Annotated in this window: 19 protein-coding genes; 2 read left to right on the top strand and 17 right to left on the bottom strand. The window is 34.6% G+C overall.

The annotated features are described in order from the left end of the window. Window positions 1-16 precede the first annotated feature (16 nt). From glyA to fdaB, 13 genes are all read right to left on the bottom strand, one after another. The gene (glyA, locus tag HMPREF2864_RS10790; protein ID WP_070544691.1) at window positions 17-1,255 is read right to left on the bottom strand and encodes a serine hydroxymethyltransferase; all 1,239 of its coding nucleotides are present in this window, start codon (window positions 1,253-1,255) and stop codon (window positions 17-19) included. Window positions 1,256-1,277: 22 nt separating this feature from the next. Next, the gene (locus HMPREF2864_RS10785; protein ID WP_002492358.1) at window positions 1,278-1,802 is read right to left on the bottom strand and encodes a TIGR01440 family protein; all 525 of its coding nucleotides are present in this window, start codon (window positions 1,800-1,802) and stop codon (window positions 1,278-1,280) included. Window positions 1,803-1,910: 108 nt separating this feature from the next. After that, on the bottom strand, window positions 1,911-2,333 hold the full coding sequence (locus HMPREF2864_RS10780; RefSeq protein ID WP_037545011.1) for a low molecular weight protein arginine phosphatase: 423 nt from the start codon (window positions 2,331-2,333) through the stop codon (window positions 1,911-1,913). A 5-nt stretch (window positions 2,334-2,338) separates the two neighbouring features. Continuing rightward, window positions 2,339-3,373 carry an L-threonylcarbamoyladenylate synthase gene (locus tag HMPREF2864_RS10775; protein ID WP_002461242.1) on the bottom strand — a complete coding sequence of 345 codons (1,035 nt, stop codon included), beginning with the start codon at window positions 3,371-3,373 and terminating at the stop codon, window positions 2,339-2,341. 87 nt (window positions 3,374-3,460) lie between these two features. Beyond that, entirely contained in the window at window positions 3,461-4,300 is an 840-nt protein-coding gene (prmC, locus tag HMPREF2864_RS10770; protein WP_070544690.1) for a peptide chain release factor N(5)-glutamine methyltransferase, read from the bottom strand. Next, entirely contained in the window at window positions 4,287-5,363 is a 1,077-nt protein-coding gene (prfA, locus tag HMPREF2864_RS10765) for a peptide chain release factor 1 (RefSeq protein WP_002461245.1), read from the bottom strand. Before prfA ends, prmC begins: the two co-directional genes overlap by 14 nt. After that, window positions 5,363-5,962 (bottom strand): thymidine kinase, encoded by a 600-nt coding sequence (locus HMPREF2864_RS10760; protein ID WP_002478955.1) that lies wholly within the window; start codon window positions 5,960-5,962, stop codon window positions 5,363-5,365. The genes prfA and HMPREF2864_RS10760 overlap by 1 nt, the downstream gene beginning before the upstream one ends. A gap of 199 nt (window positions 5,963-6,161) precedes the next feature. Further along, on the bottom strand, window positions 6,162-6,419 hold the full coding sequence (locus HMPREF2864_RS10755; RefSeq protein WP_002461247.1) for a type B 50S ribosomal protein L31: 258 nt from the start codon (window positions 6,417-6,419) through the stop codon (window positions 6,162-6,164). 116 nt (window positions 6,420-6,535) lie between these two features. Then, a complete protein-coding gene (rho, locus tag HMPREF2864_RS10750) occupies window positions 6,536-7,852 on the bottom strand; it encodes a transcription termination factor Rho (RefSeq protein ID WP_002478954.1) in 1,317 nt (438 codons plus the stop codon). A 189-nt stretch (window positions 7,853-8,041) separates the two neighbouring features. Then, a complete protein-coding gene (locus HMPREF2864_RS10745; protein ID WP_002492362.1) occupies window positions 8,042-9,469 on the bottom strand; it encodes an aldehyde dehydrogenase family protein in 1,428 nt (475 codons plus the stop codon). A 248-nt stretch (window positions 9,470-9,717) separates the two neighbouring features. Then, window positions 9,718-10,050, bottom strand: coding sequence for a winged helix-turn-helix transcriptional regulator (locus HMPREF2864_RS10740; RefSeq protein WP_002478952.1), 333 nt, complete (start codon window positions 10,048-10,050; stop codon window positions 9,718-9,720). 131 nt (window positions 10,051-10,181) lie between these two features. Next, window positions 10,182-11,450, bottom strand: a complete 1,269-nt coding sequence (locus HMPREF2864_RS10735; RefSeq protein WP_002461253.1) for a UDP-N-acetylglucosamine 1-carboxyvinyltransferase — start codon at window positions 11,448-11,450, stop codon at window positions 10,182-10,184. A gap of 266 nt (window positions 11,451-11,716) precedes the next feature. Next, a complete protein-coding gene (fdaB, locus tag HMPREF2864_RS10730) occupies window positions 11,717-12,574 on the bottom strand; it encodes a class IIb fructose-bisphosphate aldolase FdaB (RefSeq protein WP_002461254.1) in 858 nt (285 codons plus the stop codon). A gap of 204 nt (window positions 12,575-12,778) precedes the next feature. Between fdaB and HMPREF2864_RS10725 the strand changes: the two genes are divergently transcribed. Next, entirely contained in the window at window positions 12,779-13,300 is a 522-nt protein-coding gene (locus HMPREF2864_RS10725; protein ID WP_002461255.1) for a DUF2529 family protein, read from the top strand. 47 nt (window positions 13,301-13,347) lie between these two features. On the opposite strand, the gene HMPREF2864_RS10720 is transcribed toward HMPREF2864_RS10725, so the two are convergent. The 3 genes from HMPREF2864_RS10720 to HMPREF2864_RS10710 form a co-directional block, all read right to left on the bottom strand. Further along, a complete protein-coding gene (locus HMPREF2864_RS10720; RefSeq protein ID WP_002478950.1) occupies window positions 13,348-14,955 on the bottom strand; it encodes a CTP synthase in 1,608 nt (535 codons plus the stop codon). Window positions 14,956-15,277: 322 nt separating this feature from the next. Beyond that, window positions 15,278-15,799 carry a DNA-directed RNA polymerase subunit delta gene (rpoE, locus tag HMPREF2864_RS10715; RefSeq protein WP_070544689.1) on the bottom strand — a complete coding sequence of 174 codons (522 nt, stop codon included), beginning with the start codon at window positions 15,797-15,799 and terminating at the stop codon, window positions 15,278-15,280. Between the two features lie 110 nt (window positions 15,800-15,909). Next, window positions 15,910-16,770: a GNAT family N-acetyltransferase gene (locus HMPREF2864_RS10710; RefSeq protein WP_002461258.1), complete on the bottom strand. Its 861-nt coding sequence runs from the start codon at window positions 16,768-16,770 to the stop codon at window positions 15,910-15,912. 157 nt (window positions 16,771-16,927) lie between these two features. Between HMPREF2864_RS10710 and coaW the strand changes: the two genes are divergently transcribed. Next, window positions 16,928-17,728 carry a type II pantothenate kinase gene (gene coaW / locus HMPREF2864_RS10705; RefSeq protein WP_002492349.1) on the top strand — a complete coding sequence of 267 codons (801 nt, stop codon included), beginning with the start codon at window positions 16,928-16,930 and terminating at the stop codon, window positions 17,726-17,728. A gap of 47 nt (window positions 17,729-17,775) precedes the next feature. Here the strand turns inward: coaW and HMPREF2864_RS10700 are convergent, their stop codons facing one another. After that, the gene (locus tag HMPREF2864_RS10700; protein ID WP_002461261.1) at window positions 17,776-18,441 is read right to left on the bottom strand and encodes a DUF2750 domain-containing protein; all 666 of its coding nucleotides are present in this window, start codon (window positions 18,439-18,441) and stop codon (window positions 17,776-17,778) included. Window positions 18,442-18,552 lie beyond the last annotated feature (111 nt).

The raw sequence follows: 18,552 nt of genomic DNA, 5'->3' as shown, positions 1-18,552 counted from the left end.
TTTCCTCCAGTTAAACTTATTCGTACAACGGGTGTTTAGCAGTTAATGCACTCACACGTTTTGTTGCTTCTTTTATTTTCTCTGCATCATTGGGATTTTTTAGTACAAGACTTATGATTAGTGCAACTTCTTTGATTGCATCGGTATCAAATCCTCGAGTCGTCACTGCTGGTGTACCTAATCTGATTCCACTTGTTACAAACGCTTTCTCTTGATCAAATGGGATTGTGTTTTTATTACAAGTGATACCAACGGAATCGAGTAATGATTCGGCTTCCTTACCAGTAATGTTGACCGAGCCCTTAACATCTACTGCAACTAAATGATTATCCGTGCCTCCTGACACAATTCTAAAACCTTCTTGTTGTAATGTTTCTGCCAAAACACTCGCGTTATCAATCACTTGTTGTTGATATGCTTTAAAATTCTGATTCAATGCTTCACCAAACGCTACGGCTTTTGCCGCAATGACATGTTGTAATGGGCCACCTTGAATACCAGGAAAGATTACTTTGTCTATGTCTTTTTTATATTCTTCCTTACACAATATTAAGCCACCACGAGGTCCTCTTAATGTTTTATGAGTAGTTGTTGTTACAAAATCTGCATATGGTACAGGATTGGGATGCAAACCAACAGCTACCAGACCTGCAATATGTGCCATATCAACCATTAATTTTGCACCAACTTCATCAGCAATTTCTTTGAACTTTTTAAAATCAATTGTTCTTGAATAAGCTGATGTACCGGCAACGATTAATTTGGGTTGATGTTGCACTGCGAGTTGTCGAATCGCTTCATAATCAAGCAATTCTGTTTCCTCATTCACACCATATTCAACAAAATTGTAAAATTGACCACTAAAATTGACGGGAGCCCCATGTGTTAAGTGACCACCGTGACTCAAATTCATTCCTAAAACTGTATCTCCCATGTTTAAAGCTACAAGATATACTGCCATATTGGCTTGTGAACCTGAATGCGGCTGTACATTAACATGTTCGGCTCCAAACAATGCTTTAGCACGTTCAATTGCTATCGTTTCAGTTACATCCACATATTCACAACCACCATAATAACGTCGCCCTGGATAACCTTCAGCATACTTGTTCGTCAACACTGAACCTTGAGCTTCCATAACAGCTTCTGAAACAAAATTTTCAGAGGCAATTAATTCAATGTTATTATTTTGACGATTATATTCACTTTGTATGGCATCAAAAATGGCTTTATCTTGCTTTTCGATATAAGACATAGCACTACCCTTCTTTCATCAACTATTCATATTTCGCTCTTTCTCCACCAATCTTTTTAGGACGTGAAGTTGCAATCGTTACAACTGCTTCACCAATTTTGTCAACAGTTGTACGCACTGGCACACACACATGTTTCACATGCATACCAATAAGTGTTTGACCAATATCAATACCCTTAGGCACTGTAATGTGTTCAACAACGATAGGATCTTGCATGTGACGATAGGCATATGTTGCAAGGCTACCTCCAGCATGGACATCCGGCACCACTGTCACTTCTTCCATTGTAAGTGGATTGAAATTTTTGCGTTCAATGGTAATAGCTCTATTGATGTGTTCACAGCCTTGAAAGGCAAATGATACACCCGTTTCTTCTTGAACTTGCTGCAATTGAGTAAATATTTCTTGCGCTACTTCCATTGAGCCAACTGAACCTATTTTCTCACCTAACACTTCCGATGTTGAACAACCAATAACAACGATTTCCCCCTTTTTGAAAAAGGATTGGGATTTTAATTCGCTTAATAATGTTGTTAACTCTTGCATTTTAAAAACACCCACCTTTTGCATAAAATAAAAAGGAACATAGCAATTTGCTATACTCCTTTATTATAACTTATTTCTTTACCAACATATACTAATTGTAAAAGATTTTTACACAAGCTTATCCTTAACTATCTTGTTAATTTTACGCGCTAATTGTTGGTATGTTTCTTCATAAACATCTAACGCTAAACCATATGGATCCTTGATATCTCCTGTTTCTTGTACAAAATGAGATAATGTATCCATTTGAGGATACGAGCCAAACGATTGGATTAATAATCCAAGATGTTCCTGTGTCATAGTTAATATAAGGTCTGCAGTTAAATCATCTTTAGTAAAAGGCTGCGCATTTGTAGGCAATTCCAAATGATGTTTTTCAAGTATTGTTTGGGCATGTTTAGAAATTGTTTGTTGTGGCACAGCAAACAAACCTCTAGATTCTATCTGATGCTCTGGTAAAAGATGCTTCGCTATGCTCTCCGCCATTGGACTTCGACATGTATTACCTGTACAGACAAAAATAATTCTCATTACTCTCACTCACCTATCATTCTATTCGCAGCGGCTTTTAGCATACGATTCATAATAGCTTGCGTGTCATCATTAATATCAAAACCATAAATATAGGCCTTGTGAACATGATCCATGTTATCTAAGTCATGTAAAATTTTATATAAATTATGATTAGCTGTTTTAATATCCTGGTCATCTTTGCACAAAGGTATAAATAGGCTTTCAGAAGGTATTTGTTGGCGATAGACTTCAGGAAAAATGAATGCAGCATGTTCCTTATCCATGATTTCTGGTATATGTTTACCCTTCATTTTTACAATCGTCACTGGTGTGTCAGGTGCATAATGTTTATACTTCATGCCTGGTGCAATGGGTCGAACCATATCATTATAATTACTGTCAACAACTGCATCAGGCAAAATTGCGTTAATCATAGACTGCGTAATCGCCCCAGGTCTTGCTATTTTAAACGGATATGTAGTGCAGTCTAAAACTGTACTTTCTAATCCTTCTTCACTTTGATCGCCATTAATAATACCGTCGATTTTTCCATTTAAATCATGGTAAACATGGTCAAATGTTGTTGGAGATGGTTTCCCACTCGTATTCGCGCTCGGCGCAGCTATAGGTAAATCAACATATTTCAAAATAGCTCTCCCAATTGGATGACTTGGCATTCTAACTGCAATTGAATCTAAACCACCAGTGACTTTTTCACATAAATAGCCTCTTTTTAAAGGTAAAATAAATGAGATAGGACCAGGCCAAAAATAATTCATTAGTATTTGTACTTTATCGGTTATTGTTTCAATAAAAGGCGTTAATTGTTGCTGGTCATAGATATGAACAATTAATGGATTATCACTAGGTCTACCCTTTGCCTCATAAATCTTTGTTACTGCCTCTTGATCCTTTGCATTAGCACCTAACCCATAGACTGTCTCAGTTGGAAGCGCGATTAACCCACCTTGTTCATATACATGCTTGATTTCATCTAAGTATGGATAATCCTCGCTATGATGACTATATTGACGCATATCCCAAATTTGTGTCTTCATCGTTCTATCAAATCCTTTATCATTAATTATAATAAAAAGGTTTTAACTAAGTTTATCAAACATTCCTCGGTACTGTTAGTCTTTCACCTATATCCACTTAAATGAGACAATTCGATCTAAACTATTTATGTCTTTCGTTACCTTAACGTCTAACTTTGGATAACGTTGTAATACAAGTTGTTTTAATTGAAGACCTTGCTGATAACCAATTTCAAAGGTTACAAACGCATCTTCATTTAATACTTTTGGTAAGTCATCTAAAATCGCTTCGTAGATTGCAAAACCGTTATTTTCTGCAAATAGTGCATGATGCGGTTCGTATTTTAAAACTGTATTTGTCATTTGACATGTTTCTTTTTCACTAATGTATGGTGGATTAGAGATTAAGCCATCAACTTTTATATTCTTTTGAATCAGTGGCTTTAACACGTCACCTTGCATAAAGATAATATCAGCGTCTAAATAACTTGCGTTTTCTTGTGCAATAGTCAAGGTCTCTTTATATAAATCAGTGGCAATGACTTTCAATTGCGGATTGAGCTTTTTGATCGTAATAGCGATTGCACCACTTCCAGTTCCCACATCAACTATGCTTCCTTGAGAATGACAACCATTAAGAAAATGGAGCATTACCTCCTCAGTCTCCGGTCTAGGAATCAAACAGTTTTCATTAACCTTAAACGGATAACCATAAAACGACTGAAAACCAACTATGTACTGTATTGGTTCACCTAATAGCATACGTTGCACAGCCAAATTGAATTTGGTTTCTTGTGCAATAGTCATTTCATCATACATATGCATTAAATAATCTGTTCTCGTCCAATGAAACAAATCTAGCATTAACCATTCTGCACGTGACTGTTCAAACCCTTTTTGTGAGGTTGATTGGATTGTTTCTGTTAACTTATCTTTAAAGTTCACCATTGTTAAGTTCTTTCAGCTTTTCAGTTTGTTCAGAAAGCGTTAAAGCATCTATAATTTCATCTAATTTACCTTCCATAATTTGATCTAGTTTTTGAAGTGTCAATCCAATTCTATGATCAGTGACCCTACTTTGTGGATAGTTGTAGGTTCTAACACGCTCTGAACGGTCTCCTGTTCCGACAGCTGATTTACGCTGTGCTGCATATTTTTGTTGCTCTTCTTGTAACTTCATATCATACAAACGAGCTTTTAATACTTTAAGTGCTTTTTCCCTATTTTGAATTTGAGATTTTTCTGATGATGTGGCAATGACACCTGTAGGAATATGTGTGATTCTTACTGCTGAATCTGTCGTATTAACGTGTTGCCCCCCTGCACCACTGGAACGATACGTATCAATTTTCAAATCTTCATTGCGAATTTCAATTTCTACATCTTCTACTTCAGGTAATACTGCAACTGTTGCTGTAGACGTATGAATTCTACCACCTGACTCTGTTTCAGGAACACGTTGAACACGATGTGCGCCATTTTCAAATTTAAGTTTGCTATATGCTCCGGCACCTGATACTTGGAAGCTGACCTCTTTGTAACCACCATGATCACTCTCTGTTGCTTCAACTACTTCTGTTCTAAATCCGTTTGCTTCTGCATATTTCGTATACATTCTCATTAAATCGCCAGCAAAAATTGCCGCTTCATCTCCACCGGCTGCCGCACGTATTTCAACGATTACATCTTTGTCATCATTTGGATCTTTAGGGATTAACAAGAATTTTAATTTTTCTTCAAGTAAAGGCAAGGCATCTTTCAAATTAGAGCTCTCTTCTTTTAACATTTCAATTTCTTCTTTATCATCCGTTTCAGATAACATATCTTCTATATCTGATAATTCTTCTTTTTTATTTTTGTATTCTCGATAAACATCAACTGTTTTTTGTAACTCGGCCTGCTCCTTAGAATACTTTCTTAATTTATCCGCGTTATTTACAACGTCTGGATCACTTAACATCTCATTTAATTGTTCATATCGTTCCTCAACAATATCTAGTTGATCAAACACTACAATTCCTCCTTCTCATCATCACTTGGTGCTATAATATGATGCGCTCTACATCTTGGTTCATAACTTTCATTAGCCCCAACTAGTATAATAGGGTCATCTATTTTAGCCGGTTGTCCATTTATCAATCGCTGAGTTCGGCTTGATGGCGAACCACAAACTGCACAAACAGCTTGTAATTTCGTAACTTGCTCGCTGACCGCTAATAGTTTTGGCATTGGCTCAAATGGTTCACCTTTAAAATCCATGTCTAACCCTGCAACAATAACTCTATGTCCATTTTCAGCTAGTTGCTCAGCTATATCAACAATTTGATCATCAAAAAACTGTACTTCATCGATACCTATCACATCAACATTCGTTAAATCTTGTGATAATATTTCTTTGGCAGCTACAATATTAATTGCTTCAATAGCATTACCATTATGTGATACCACTTTTTCTTTATGGTAGCGATTATCGATTGCTGGTTTGAACACAACTACTTTTTGTTTAGCATAAATTCCTCTACGAAGTCGACGAATCAGCTCTTCTGATTTACCGCTAAACATGCTACCAGTTATACACTCAATCCACCCAGAGTGATATGTCTCATACATGTTAGTTCCACCCTTTTTTAAAAACATAATCGCTTAATTATATCATATTTTACTACTACAAGTTATTCAGAATTTAATTAAATTTATTCAATTATATAAACTTTAGCACGATTACAATATCGTACTTAGATATGTAAAAATACAAAAAACTGTCTGCATCTCTTTATAGATAGATTACGCAGACAGTTGATATTCACTATTAGTTGTTGTTTGATTTGAGACCAAACTTTTTGTTGAATCGTTCCACACGACCATCCGCAGCAGCGAATTTTTGACGTCCTGTGTAGAAAGGATGTGAATCAGAAGAAATGTCTAAACGAATAACTGGGTATTCATTTCCATCTTCCCATTTCATTGTTTCTGATGAAGTCTTAGTAGAACCACTTAAAAATTTGAAGTCTGTAGTAGTATCTAAAAAGATAACTTTGTGATATTCAGGATGAATTCCTTGTTTCATTATTTTCAGCTCCTTTGCCCTGAACCATCTGGAACAGAGTTATTTGTGAGTTTTTACCCAATACTTGATAAGTATAATAGCTTTGATACTAAAACGCAACCCTTTAAAGCAGATTATTAAATAATTGGTTTTCCTGTTTTAGTACTTTCTTTTGCAGCTTGCTGTAATTGCTCAAAAAATTCTTTGTTTGATTTAGAACGTTTTAACTTACGAATAAATCGCTCAGTAAAATCAGTTGAATCTGTAAACATATTGCGCAATTGCCATAATGAATCCAACTCTGATTTACTAATAAGCAATTCTTCTTTACGTGTTGAGCTTCGTCCAATATCAATAGCAGGGAATACACGACGTTCTGCTAATTTTCTGTCTAAGTGAAGTTCCATATTACCAGTACCTTTAAACTCTTCGTAAATCATATCGTCCATTCGTGATCCCGTATCTACTAGAGCTGTCGCTAAAATGGTTAAACTGCCACCAGCTTCTATATTACGTGCAGCGCCAAAGAAAGCTTTTGGCTTATGCAACGAAGCTGGGTCTAATCCACCAGATAAAGTACGGCCACTAGGAGGTATGACTAAGTTGTATGCTCTTGCTAGACGTGTAATGGAATCCATGAGAATGATAACATCTTCCCCTATCTCAACTAAACGCTTAGCACGTTCTAATAAAAGTTCAGCAACTTTAGTATGGTGTTCTGGAGGCTCGTCAAACGTCGAGTTTACTACTTCAGCAGATTCCACTGATCGTTCAATGTCAGTGACTTCTTCAGGACGTTCACCTACAAGTAAAATAAATAATTTTGCTTCAGGTTTATTCACACTAATTGCATTAGCTATTTCTTTTAATAACGATGTTTTACCAGCTTTGGGTGGTGCAACAATAAGTCCACGTTGACCAAGGCCAATTGGTGTAACTAAATCCATAATTCTTGTTGAATAGTTGTGAGAATCAGTTTCTAAAATGATACGTTCTTCCGGATAAAGTGGAGTTAAAGCTTGGAAGTGAGGACGTTTTTTTACTTCTTCGGCGTTCTGATCATTGACGAAATCTACTTGTAATAGACCATAATACTTTTCATTATCTTTTGGCTTTCTAACTTTCCCAGTCACCTTGTCGCCACGTTTAATTTCAAAGCGACGAATTTGGCTCGCAGATATGTAAATATCTTTTTCCCCTTTTGAATAGTTGACTGTTCTTAAAAAACCATAACCATCTGGCTGGATATCATCTAAAATACCCTCCATGTAATAATTTCCATCTTTTTCCATCTGGGCTTCCATAATGGCTAATACTAATTCTTTTTTATTTAATTTACTGTAATTAGATAACTTTAAATCTTTTGCTTTTTGCGTTAAATCTTTCGTTGTATAATTTTTATAGAGTTCATGAAATGACTCATATTGCGGTGATGTTCTTAATCTTTCAGGCATAGATTGCACCCATTTCATTATATTTTTATAAACGCCAAAAACAAAATGACGTTAAACACTAGATTAAATATAGCAAATTTTCATTTTAATTACAAAATGATTTTATTAACTATAGACAAAATAAAACAGCACAATGAACATTAAACGTTCATTGCACTGTTTCTTTTTATTTTTAAATTAAAATTTAAATTATTTATAATATCCAGCTATAGACTTGATTTCTAAGAATTCATCAATACCATAATCGCCCCATTCGCGTCCAATTCCTGATTGTTTATAACCGCCAAATGGTAAATCTGGTTTTCTGCCTGCTTCATTAATTTCTACCGTGCCAGCTTCAATGCTACGAGCTACTTTAATTAATGTGTCTTTATCTTGCCCAATCACATAACCAGCCAGACCGTATTTTGTATCATTTGCTATACGAATAGCTTCATCTAGATCATTATACGTGATCACAGAGGCAACCGGACCGAATATTTCTTCTTGTGCAATTGTCATTTGATTATCAACATTGACAAATACTGTTGGACGAACAAAATAGCCAACATCCAAGCCTTCAGGTTTGCCAGGGCCTCCGTAAAACAATTCTGCGCCTTCAGCAATGCCTTTATCAATATAGGATTGTACCGTATCAAATTGCTTTTTGCTTACTATTGGACCAACTTCAGTGTCCTCATTACGAGGATCTCCTACCACTACTTGACTGAACTCTTCTTTTAAAGCCGTTAAAAATTCTTCTTTAATACTATTAGGAACTAATATTCTTGTTCCAGCTGTACACACTTGTCCTGTATTATTAACAACTTTACCTTTTGTTGCTTTTGCAGCTTCTTTAATATCAACATCATCAAGGACGATATAAGGTGATTTACCTCCCAATTCAAGTGACACTTTTTTAAAATCATGCGCAGCTTTTTCCATTATTTTGGCACCTGTTGGACCAGAACCAGTGAAAGACATCATTCTTACTTTTGGATGTTCACTTAATGGTGTACCAACGCCTTCACCGTCGCCATTTACCAAGTTAAATACACCTTTAGGAACGCCTACTTTATCGAAAATTTCAGCTAAAATAATTGCCGCAAAAGGTGTCTCTTCAGACGGTTTTAACACGACAGGACTACCTGCTGCAAACGCTGCCGCTAATTTAAGTGATGTTTGATTTGTTGGGAAATTCCAAGGTGTAACTAAACCAGCAACACCAATTGCCTCTTTAACAACTAAATCATCACCACGTTGTTCTTCAAATTGGAAAGTATCTAAAGCATCTCGTGCAGCTTGGAAATGATTAAGTCCCATTTGATAATGTACATTTTCTGATACTGTAATAGGTGAACCTAGTTCATCTGTAATGGCATCAACGATATCGTCTTTTCTATTCTTATATTCAGCAACAATTTTATCTAACAATGCTTTTCTTTCATCCACGCTACTATGTCTAAATGATAAATAAACATCATCTGCAGCTTGGACAGCTTTATTAACATCTTCATTGTTTCCTTTTGCTATTTTACCGATTACTTCTTCAGTGGCTGGATTAATAACGTCTATTGTTTCATTGCTCGCACTTTCAACCCATTCACCGTTTATATATTGTTTAGTGAAATTTCTCATTGCATATTCACTCCTTAGTAATTTAAGTCATAGTACTTTAATAACCATTGTCCGCTAATTTCAAACATCTTATTGCTCATGCGAGAACGATTATATTAAATAGTTAATCATTAAAAAGTGAAAGCAACTCATAAATATTAATTAGCACTCAATGACCTCCATTAACATAACCTGCTAAGATACAAAAAGTACTCCCTTCATAGCTATATGATTTATCATCTGCTTTGAAAGGAGCGCTGTATTTAAAATTAATTCTGTTGTGGTTCTTCTAATTCAATATATGATTGCGCCCATTTTTCTATAGGCACTAGTGCTTCCGCTAAAGCTTGACCTTTGTTGGTTAGTTCATAAATAATTGACACTGGGCTTGTTGAAATAATTTTCTTTTCAACGAGTCCCCATTCGGCTAAATCTGTAAGTTTAATACTTAATGCTCTTGGCGTTATCGTTTTTAAATCTCGTTTCATATCTGAAAAATGTGCAGAATGTTGTTCGCATCTCGATAAATAATTAATAATTAAACCGTTCCAACTTCTTCCTACAATTTTAAAGGTTTCTTCTAAATAAGGACAAATTTCCAATATGCTCACCTCAATTCTATCTGCTTCTATGTTGATACTTACTAAACTTGCATTTTCAATTTATTTCCCATACGTTTGCTCATTAATAATTATCCAATGAATTGTACAACTTCGATATAAATAGTATACCACTAATCGACTTTCTCCGTCCAAATATCTGCGCCTAGCTGTTCTAAATGCTCTACTATATCTGTGTATCCTCGGTAGATATGTTTAACATTATAAATGGTCGTTACTCCTTCAGCAATCAATCCTGCAATAATTAGACAAGCACCTGCGCGTAAATCACTTGCATAGACTTCTGTACCATGAAGCGTTGAAGGTTTAATTGTGGCTGTACCGGTTACTTCATCTGCTTCAATATTAGCACCCATATGTTGTAATTCCTCTACATGTTTGAAACGAGCTGGATAGATTGTTTCTGTGACAAAAGAAGGCCCACTTGCTTTAAATAATAATGGTGTAATCGGTTGTTGAAGATCTGTAGCAAACCCTGGATAAACCAATGTTTTAATATCTACATTTTTATATTTTGCTTTACCTTTTATGATTGCATATTCATCTTCTACTGTAATATCAACACCTAATTCTTGTAGTTTAACCATTAAAGCTTCAACGTGTTTAGGTACGATGTTATTTATCTTTACTTCTTGTCCACAAGCAGCCGCCATACACATATAAGTTCCCGCTTCGATTCTATCGGGTATCACCTGATATTCAGAACCATGTAATGCATCAACGCCTTTAATTTTTAATGTACTTGTACCAGCACCTTTGATGTTAGCACCCATGCTCATTAAAAAATTAGCTACATCTACTACTTCTGGCTCCTTAGCTGCATTTTCAATAATCGTTTGGCCTTTAGCATGTACAGCAGCAAGCATAATATTGATTGTCGCACCAACACTTACCATATCTAAAAAGATAGTAGTTCCTATAAGTTCCTTTGCTTCTATTTTCATAGAAGTATCACTTGATTCATCAATTTCTGCGCCTAATGCTTTAAAACCTTTGATGTGTTGATCAATCGGTCGGGGTCCAAGCGGACAGCCACCAGGCAAGCCAATCACACATTTTTTAAAGCGACCTAACATCGCCCCCATCATATAATAAGAAGCTCGCAATGATTCAACTTTATTATTTGGCAATGGTGCATTTTTAATTTCTGTAGTATCAACTTCTAAAACTGTGTCATTAAGTTGTGTTTTAATATTTAAATCCTCTAATAAGCTTACTAGCGTTTCTACATCAGAGATTTGTGGTAATCCGTCTAATTGCACTTTACCTTGTGCAAGTAAAGTAGCTGGTATGATAGCAACCGCACTATTTTTTGCACCACTAATATTGACTTCTCCTTTAAGCGTTTGACCACCGCGAATTTTGATTACCTCTTGAGTCATATGATTAATCTCCTTTGTTTCTCTAGATATTTAATAAAATTGTACATAATCCATTCAACAAAATACAATATTTAACATTATAAATATTGTACTTCGCTGCTTTGTTTTTATTACATTTAGTAGTCCAGCTAATATATAATATCGCCAGCTCCCCAATTTTTTATAATGTAATAAGTTTAATTATCGTTTAGTAAAATTCTTCATTTATTATAGCATAAAAAATAAGCCATTAAACCCGTAGGCTCAATGACTTTTTTATGTTGCACTTATTTCGCACGATTAGAAGTACCAAATTCTCTAATTTTACCTTTTACCGTTTCTTTAATTGCTTCACGCGCTGGTCCTAGATATTTACGTGGATCATAAACGTCTTGGTCTTTATTTAATACATCGCGTACCGCTTTTGCAGATGCAATTTGGTTTTCAGTATTAACATTAATTTTTGCTGTTCCATATGGAATTGCTTTTTGAATATCTTTAGTAGGGATACCAGTACCACCATGTAGTACTAATGGTAAACCAGTTGAAGCTCCAATTTCTTCCATTTCTTTAAATCCTAATTTAGGTTCGCCTTTATACGGTCCATGAACAGAACCTAAGGCAGGTGCTAAAGCATCTATTCCAGTTTTTTCAACAAGCTCTTGACATTCTTTAGGATCAGCATAGATTATGCCGCCAACAACATCATCTTCTTGACCACCAACCGTTCCTAATTCAGCTTCAACAGATACACCATGTTGATGCGCATATTCAACCACTTTTGATGTGATTTCAATATTTTCTTCAAACGGACTGTGTGAAGCATCAATCATCACTGAGGTGAAACCAGCATCAATCGCTTCTTTACACTTATCAAAGCTTGAACCATGGTCTAAATGTATTGCCACAGGAATCGTGATATTTAAATCATGTATTAAGCCCTCAACCATTTTTACTACAGTGTAAAAACCACTCATATAGCGTGCTGCACCTTCTGAAACTCCAAGAATAACTGGTGCTTTTTCTTCTTGAGATGCTTCTAAAATTGCTTGAGTAAATTCTAAATTATTTAAGTTGTACTGACCCACAGCGTAACCATTTTCTTTTGCATCGATTAACATTTCTTTCATTGAAACTAAAGGCATGAAAGTTCCTCCTTGTTGTGCATATGCACGATTTGTTTGTTTATTATACCAAATTTATATTAGTAATGCATTGGAATATACTTTGTTTTCTGAATATATGTTTTTATCATTTATCATAGCCTACAATGTCATTATTAAAGTATCTAACTTATTGAATATTATATTGCATCGTTTTACACTATTATCATAGAATGGAGGATTTAAATGTCTAAAATATTAAATACACAGCTAACTGGTATTTTTAATCGCATAGAAAAACAAGCTATGGAAATTCAAATGGCTGCTCAATGTATCGTACAAGCTATTGGTGGAGAAGGTTTTGTCTATATTAAAGGATATGAAGATTTGGCATTTTTTGAGCCCTTTATATTACAAAGCCAAGAACGTTTGCGATCGAGTCGTCAACTCTCAACATTAAACAGTTTTGATGATTTAGATACAACAGATAGAGTATTTTTATTTTCACCTTTTTATAATGAAGCTGTTGCTCAAGATATATCAGCTTTACTTCAGCGCGATATTGATATTGTACTCGTTAGTAATCGCCCTAAATCAGACGATTTCCCAGAACACTTACTACATTTTATTAACTTATCGACACCGAGACCTATCGTCTATACTGAAGATTACGATAAAATTGTCCAACCACACTCAATGGCATTTAATTATATTTATTATGATATTTACACTCAAATGGTGGAAATGACACGAGATTTAGAGTTATAGCAATAAAGCACATCTAACCTTATCACAGTTAGATGTGCTTTGTTACATTATTTATTTTGATATTTATAAGCTGCCTCAACAAACGCCTTAAATATAGGCTGAGGTCTATTCGGACGAGATAAAAATTCTGGATGGAACTGACAAGCAATAAAGAAATCATTTGCTGGAATTTCAACCATTTCAATTAAACGGCCATCAGGACTTGTACCAGAAAAGACCATTCCTTTATCTTCAATTTGTTGACGATAATCATTGTTAAATTCATAACGATGTCGATGTCTTTCTTCAACGTGATCTACACCATAAATATCGTATGCTAATGTATCTTTTTTAATTTTACTTGGATATAAGCCTAAGCGTAATGTACCGCCTAAATCTTCAATGTCTTTTTGTTCAGGCAATAAATCAATAATTGGATGTGGTGTATTTGGATCTAATTCTGCAGAATGTGCGCCTTCTAATCCTAGCACATTACGTGCAAATTCAACCGTAGCTAATTGCATACCTAAACATATTCCAAAATATGGTACGTTATTTTCTCGTGCATATTTAATTGCAGCGATTTTTCCTTCACTCGCTCGGAATCCGAAACCACCCGGGACTAGGATACCATCCACATCACTCAGATAACTCGCAACATTTTCATCTGTAACCACACTAGAATCAATCCATTTTACTACGACATCTTTTTTCAATGGATAACCTGCATGTTTTAAAGCTTCAACAACTGATAAATAGGCATCTTGTAAGCTAACATATTTTCCAACTAAGCCAATAGTGATCGTTCCATCTAAGTGATTAACAGTATCTAATAGATATTGCCATTCATCTAATTGCGTATCATATTTAGCATCTAAGCCCAAACGTCGAATAACGATATCATCCATATTCTGTGCGCTAAGTTGCAGTGGAATTTCATATAGCGATGACGCATCTCTACACTCAATAACACTCTCTTTATTGATATCACAGAACAATGCAATTTTATCTTTTAAGTCTTGAGTCATTTCATATTCAGAACGAACGACAATCAAATCAGGTTGTATACCTAATCCACGAAGTTCTTTAACACTGTGTTGTGTTGGTTTTGTTTTCATTTCGCCAGCTGCTTTAATAAATGGTAATAATGTACAGTGAACATACATCACATTATCTCTACCTAAATCACTGCGAATTTGTCGTATAGCCTCAATAAACGGTAAAGACTCGATATCACCTGTTGTTCCGCCTATTTCTGTTATTACTACATCTGCATTAGTACTTTCACCAGCCAGTAATAAACGTTCTTTAATTTCATTTGTAATGTGTGGAATGACTTGAACTGTACCACCCAAGTAGTCCCCACGACGTTCTTTTTTCAAAACATGTGAATATACTTTCCCAGCTGTTACATTAGAATACTTATTAAGATTAATATCAATAAAGCGTTCATAATGTCCTAAATCTAAATCGGTCTCTGCACCATCGTCCGTTACAAAAACTTCACCGTGTTGATAAGGACTCATCGTACCTGGGTCAACATTTAAGTATGGATCAAACTTTTGTATTGTAACTTTTAATCCTCTGTCTTTTAATAATCTTCCTAGAGAAGCAGCTGTAATACCTTTCCCTAGAGATGAAACTACGCCACCTGTTACAAAAATAAACTTTGTCATATTTTGACCTCCTGCATATATAAAGGGTTGCTTTCTTTATTTAACACTTTTTAACAAGTCTTGATTATTAAAATATTCCATTCAAAATGTATAGTTATAATTTAAACTTTTATTCATTTCCTTCTCTATACATTTAATGCTGAAATAATTTTTAAAATAAAAAAATCGCTCCCTCTCACATCCATTGTAAGGGGAGCGCATAACATTTATACACGTGTCCTAATTAAAGGAGCCCGAATAAAATTTTATCATTTTTTTAATAAAAGTCAATTGTCAATTTTATTAACTTAAGCAAAGCCTTACCATTCAAGGCCTCACTAAATTAAAATTTTTCTTCGTCGTCAATTTCCTCTTCGTCGTCTAAATCTTCTTCATCTTCATCTAAAACAATATCTGTTTCATTCATTTCATCTTCTACTGGTTCATTGTCATCATCATCTAATGTTTCTTGATCGTCAGTTTGAGCTGGAATATCATCGTCGTCATCCATTTCGTCTTCGCCCAATAATTTAAGATTTTTATCTTCTTCATCTTCATCATCTAAAATATCAAATTTTTGAATTGTTGGTGCAATCTTTTCTTCGATATCATCTACTGAGTACCAGTCACGTAATCCCCATTCATTTTCACCAACATTTAAAAAGCGTCCATCAGTATTTAAATCAGTATAGAATTGCACAACTCGATTTTCAATTTCCTCGTAATCATAACCACCTAAAGATCTAAATTCATCAATAATATCATATAAATTCATTGTTGCGCCTTTTTCATGTAATAACGTATAAGTCATATCAATGAATGATCTCTCATCGATCATTTCTTTTGTGTAATCTTGAATTTTCATTAAAAAATACTTCCTTTCACAGGATTTTTTGAAATTTATAAGTTATTTTGCATTTATTAATAGTAACAAAATTAAATTATAAATGACAACTCTTGATTTCGCAATGTCTACTAATAATTAATATACTTTTCAAAAATTGCGACATCTTCTGATTGTTCAATCTCAACAAATCCACTATTCTGACATAACGGTTTTAATTCATTATGTTCACCAAATAACATTATATTTAATGTTTGTATATTATTAAAATGTTTTCTAACATACGTTGGTAACTGACGCAATGCGCTTTCAGCAATGCCTGATTGTCTGTGTTCTTTATTAACTTCTATTGCAGCAATATTCATTCTTGTCGCATGCTGTTCTACAGCTATAAATCCTACTTTATCCCCGTCTTTCAATAAGTCTATGATTTGCACTGTTCCAATACTAGATTGACTATTGGCTTGTAACTTTAGTGAAGACACATGTTTCGTATCTAAATCTAGATAATATAATCTTTCCTTACCTATTGGCCCTTCCTCTTTAGTTGCTGTATGAATAAAACCAGCACGCTCATATACATTCCATGCACTTTGATTTTCAGTATCAACCACGAGGTACAAGTGATTAAAATCTGGAAATAATAGTTGAACATATTGTGGAATATGCATCATCATTGTAGTGCCATAGCCACGTCCTTGATATTTTTCATTTATTGATAATGATCTTACATAAACGACATTTTCTGGTGTATCGTATCCTTCATGTTGATAGTAACGATGTAGTATAAAGAATCCAACCACATCTCCTTGTTCATTTATAGCAATGTTAGCGACACGATTTTCATCTTCTAATGCTTCTTGAAGCACTGTTTTAGGTAATGATGAATAAACTTGTTGTCTTTCGCTTAATTCAAAATCTAAAACATGTTGTCGATAACGTTCTTCAAATACCTGAATTGTTATATTATCATATTGCTGTTTTATAACCATAATCTATCCCCTTATTTCTAACATTGTTAGCCTTCTGACTACTTATTTAAATTTTATCATATCATGTTATACCCTAATTTTTTTAATTTCTACTTGTATTTCAGTGATTTTATTATACTATAAACATTGACCCTAATTAATTGCAGAGGTGAAAGAAATGAATATCGGTATCGATGCAGGTGGAACATTAATCAAAATTGTTCAAGAAACGCCTGATGAACGTATTTATAAAACAGAATTAACTACAAATATACAACAGGTAATTCATTGGTTGAAAAATGAATCATATGATTCTTTAAGTTTAACAGGTGGTAATGCCGGAGTCATTGCTGAACAACTTGATCACCCTGTGCAAACCTATGTTGAATTTGATGCTTCTTCTAAAGGTTTAAGCATGTTACTTAAAGAACAAGGCCACGATATTGACCAATATATTTTTACTAACGTAGGAACTGGGACGTCTATCCATTATTATGATGGGATATCTCAACAACGTGTTGGGGGTATTGGTACAGGTGGCGGTATGATACAAGGTTTAGGATACCTTTTAACTCAAATATCAGATTATGAGGCATTGACAACTTTAGCTCAACAAGGTGATCGAAATCATATTGATTTAAAGGTCAAACATATTTATAAAGATACCCCACCTCCTATACCAGGCGAATTAACTGCCGCAAATTTTGGTAATGTCCTGCATCATTTGGATGCAAATTTTACATCAGCAAATCAACTAGCATCGGTTGTCGGTGTTGTTGGCGAGGTAATCACAACGATGTCCATTACTGTAGCTCGTGAATATAAAACAAATAATGTCGTGTACATCGGGTCATCCTTCAACAATAATCCATTGTTAAGAGAAGTCATTGAAGATTATACTAAGTTAAGAGGTTGTCAACCATATTATATTGAACATGGTGCCTTTTCAGGAGCCATTGGTGCTATTCATTTATCATAATAGCAAACGCCCTTCAGCATTTGCATCGAAGGGCGTCATTCATCAATTTAAAATGTTGCTTCGTTTGACAAGTACTGCGCCGAGACAATAGTACCAACCACACCGGGTTTCAAGTCAATAGCTACAGCTTTATTATCATCTCTTAATTCATCTAACCACTCACCAAAAACGCTACTTTCTACTTCTATAAGTTCGCATTCTTCAAAATCTTGATCTCGTACTTTCAAAGCGCGCCCTTTCATACTCCAAACAGGCATAATATATGGTTTTTCTTTTTTATCATCCCCGATTAAAATAAAAGATTTTTGTCCTTTTCGAGTTAGTCCAAATACTTCATCATTTTTTGCTATATCTTTAACAAATTCTTTAGTGCGAATGCGATCTAATTCTGTCATGATTTCATCAGTTGTATCAACGACGTTAATCAACTGGCCAGGATGATTTTCTGAAGCATTAATAACCACTTTGTCTCCTTTATCAAATAAATCATCAAGCTCATATGTCGCAAAGGTATCAATGTCAATTTGAACTACTTTATCATAATCTACCTGATGGTCTTCAAGGAATGTGCGCGCCATGTATTCATTCGTCCATGCTGCTGGATATAATTGACCTTGATAATAAATCCTTACTAATTTTTTAGATGTACTCGCAAAGAAAAATTCCTCATTGATTAATATATCTTTGAAAAATGTTTCATTTTTAAATGACATGTAACAACCCTCAATTCATTTTAATTTATTCCAAATTTTAAATGACTCGTTTTTGATAGTCAATAAAGCTTGGACATCATTATGTTTTAAGATACGAACTAAATATTGGCA

It is taken from the genome of Staphylococcus sp. HMSC059F04 (assembly GCF_001812565.1).
In the GTDB taxonomy this organism is placed as follows: domain Bacteria; phylum Bacillota; class Bacilli; order Staphylococcales; family Staphylococcaceae; genus Staphylococcus; species Staphylococcus lugdunensis.
The sequence above is the reverse complement of the archived record's forward strand: the minus strand, read 5'-3'. Positions and strand labels throughout refer to the sequence as shown.

What these genes read in the sequence shown, in the direction of transcription:
- HMPREF2864_RS10710 (WP_002461258.1), bottom strand. Translation starts at nt 16,770, where the DNA reads ATGGTTATAAAACAGCAATATGATAATATAACAATTCAGGTATTTGAA.
- HMPREF2864_RS10720 (WP_002478950.1), bottom strand. Translation starts at nt 14,955, where the DNA reads ATGACAAAGTTTATTTTTGTAACAGGTGGCGTAGTTTCATCTCTAGGG.
- HMPREF2864_RS10755 (WP_002461247.1), bottom strand. Translation starts at nt 6,419, where the DNA reads ATGAAACAAGGAATTCATCCTGAATATCACAAAGTTATCTTTTTAGAT.
- coaW (WP_002492349.1), top strand. Translation starts at nt 16,928, where the DNA reads ATGAATATCGGTATCGATGCAGGTGGAACATTAATCAAAATTGTTCAA.
- HMPREF2864_RS10775 (WP_002461242.1), bottom strand. Translation starts at nt 3,373, where the DNA reads ATGAAGACACAAATTTGGGATATGCGTCAATATAGTCATCATAGCGAG.
- HMPREF2864_RS10745 (WP_002492362.1), bottom strand. Translation starts at nt 9,469, where the DNA reads ATGAGAAATTTCACTAAACAATATATAAACGGTGAATGGGTTGAAAGT.
- rho (WP_002478954.1), bottom strand. Translation starts at nt 7,852, where the DNA reads ATGCCTGAAAGATTAAGAACATCACCGCAATATGAGTCATTTCATGAA.
- HMPREF2864_RS10700 (WP_002461261.1), bottom strand. Translation starts at nt 18,441, where the DNA reads ATGTCATTTAAAAATGAAACATTTTTCAAAGATATATTAATCAATGAG.
- prmC (WP_070544690.1), bottom strand. Translation starts at nt 4,300, where the DNA reads ATGGTGAACTTTAAAGATAAGTTAACAGAAACAATCCAATCAACCTCA.
- rpoE (WP_070544689.1), bottom strand. Translation starts at nt 15,799, where the DNA reads ATGAAAATTCAAGATTACACAAAAGAAATGATCGATGAGAGATCATTC.
- HMPREF2864_RS10780 (WP_037545011.1), bottom strand. Translation starts at nt 2,333, where the DNA reads ATGAGAATTATTTTTGTCTGTACAGGTAATACATGTCGAAGTCCAATG.
- HMPREF2864_RS10785 (WP_002492358.1), bottom strand. Translation starts at nt 1,802, where the DNA reads ATGCAAGAGTTAACAACATTATTAAGCGAATTAAAATCCCAATCCTTT.
- HMPREF2864_RS10760 (WP_002478955.1), bottom strand. Translation starts at nt 5,962, where the DNA reads ATGTATGAGACATATCACTCTGGGTGGATTGAGTGTATAACTGGTAGC.
- fdaB (WP_002461254.1), bottom strand. Translation starts at nt 12,574, where the DNA reads ATGCCTTTAGTTTCAATGAAAGAAATGTTAATCGATGCAAAAGAAAAT.
- HMPREF2864_RS10725 (WP_002461255.1), top strand. Translation starts at nt 12,779, where the DNA reads ATGTCTAAAATATTAAATACACAGCTAACTGGTATTTTTAATCGCATA.
- HMPREF2864_RS10735 (WP_002461253.1), bottom strand. Translation starts at nt 11,450, where the DNA reads ATGACTCAAGAGGTAATCAAAATTCGCGGTGGTCAAACGCTTAAAGGA.
- glyA (WP_070544691.1), bottom strand. Translation starts at nt 1,255, where the DNA reads ATGTCTTATATCGAAAAGCAAGATAAAGCCATTTTTGATGCCATACAA.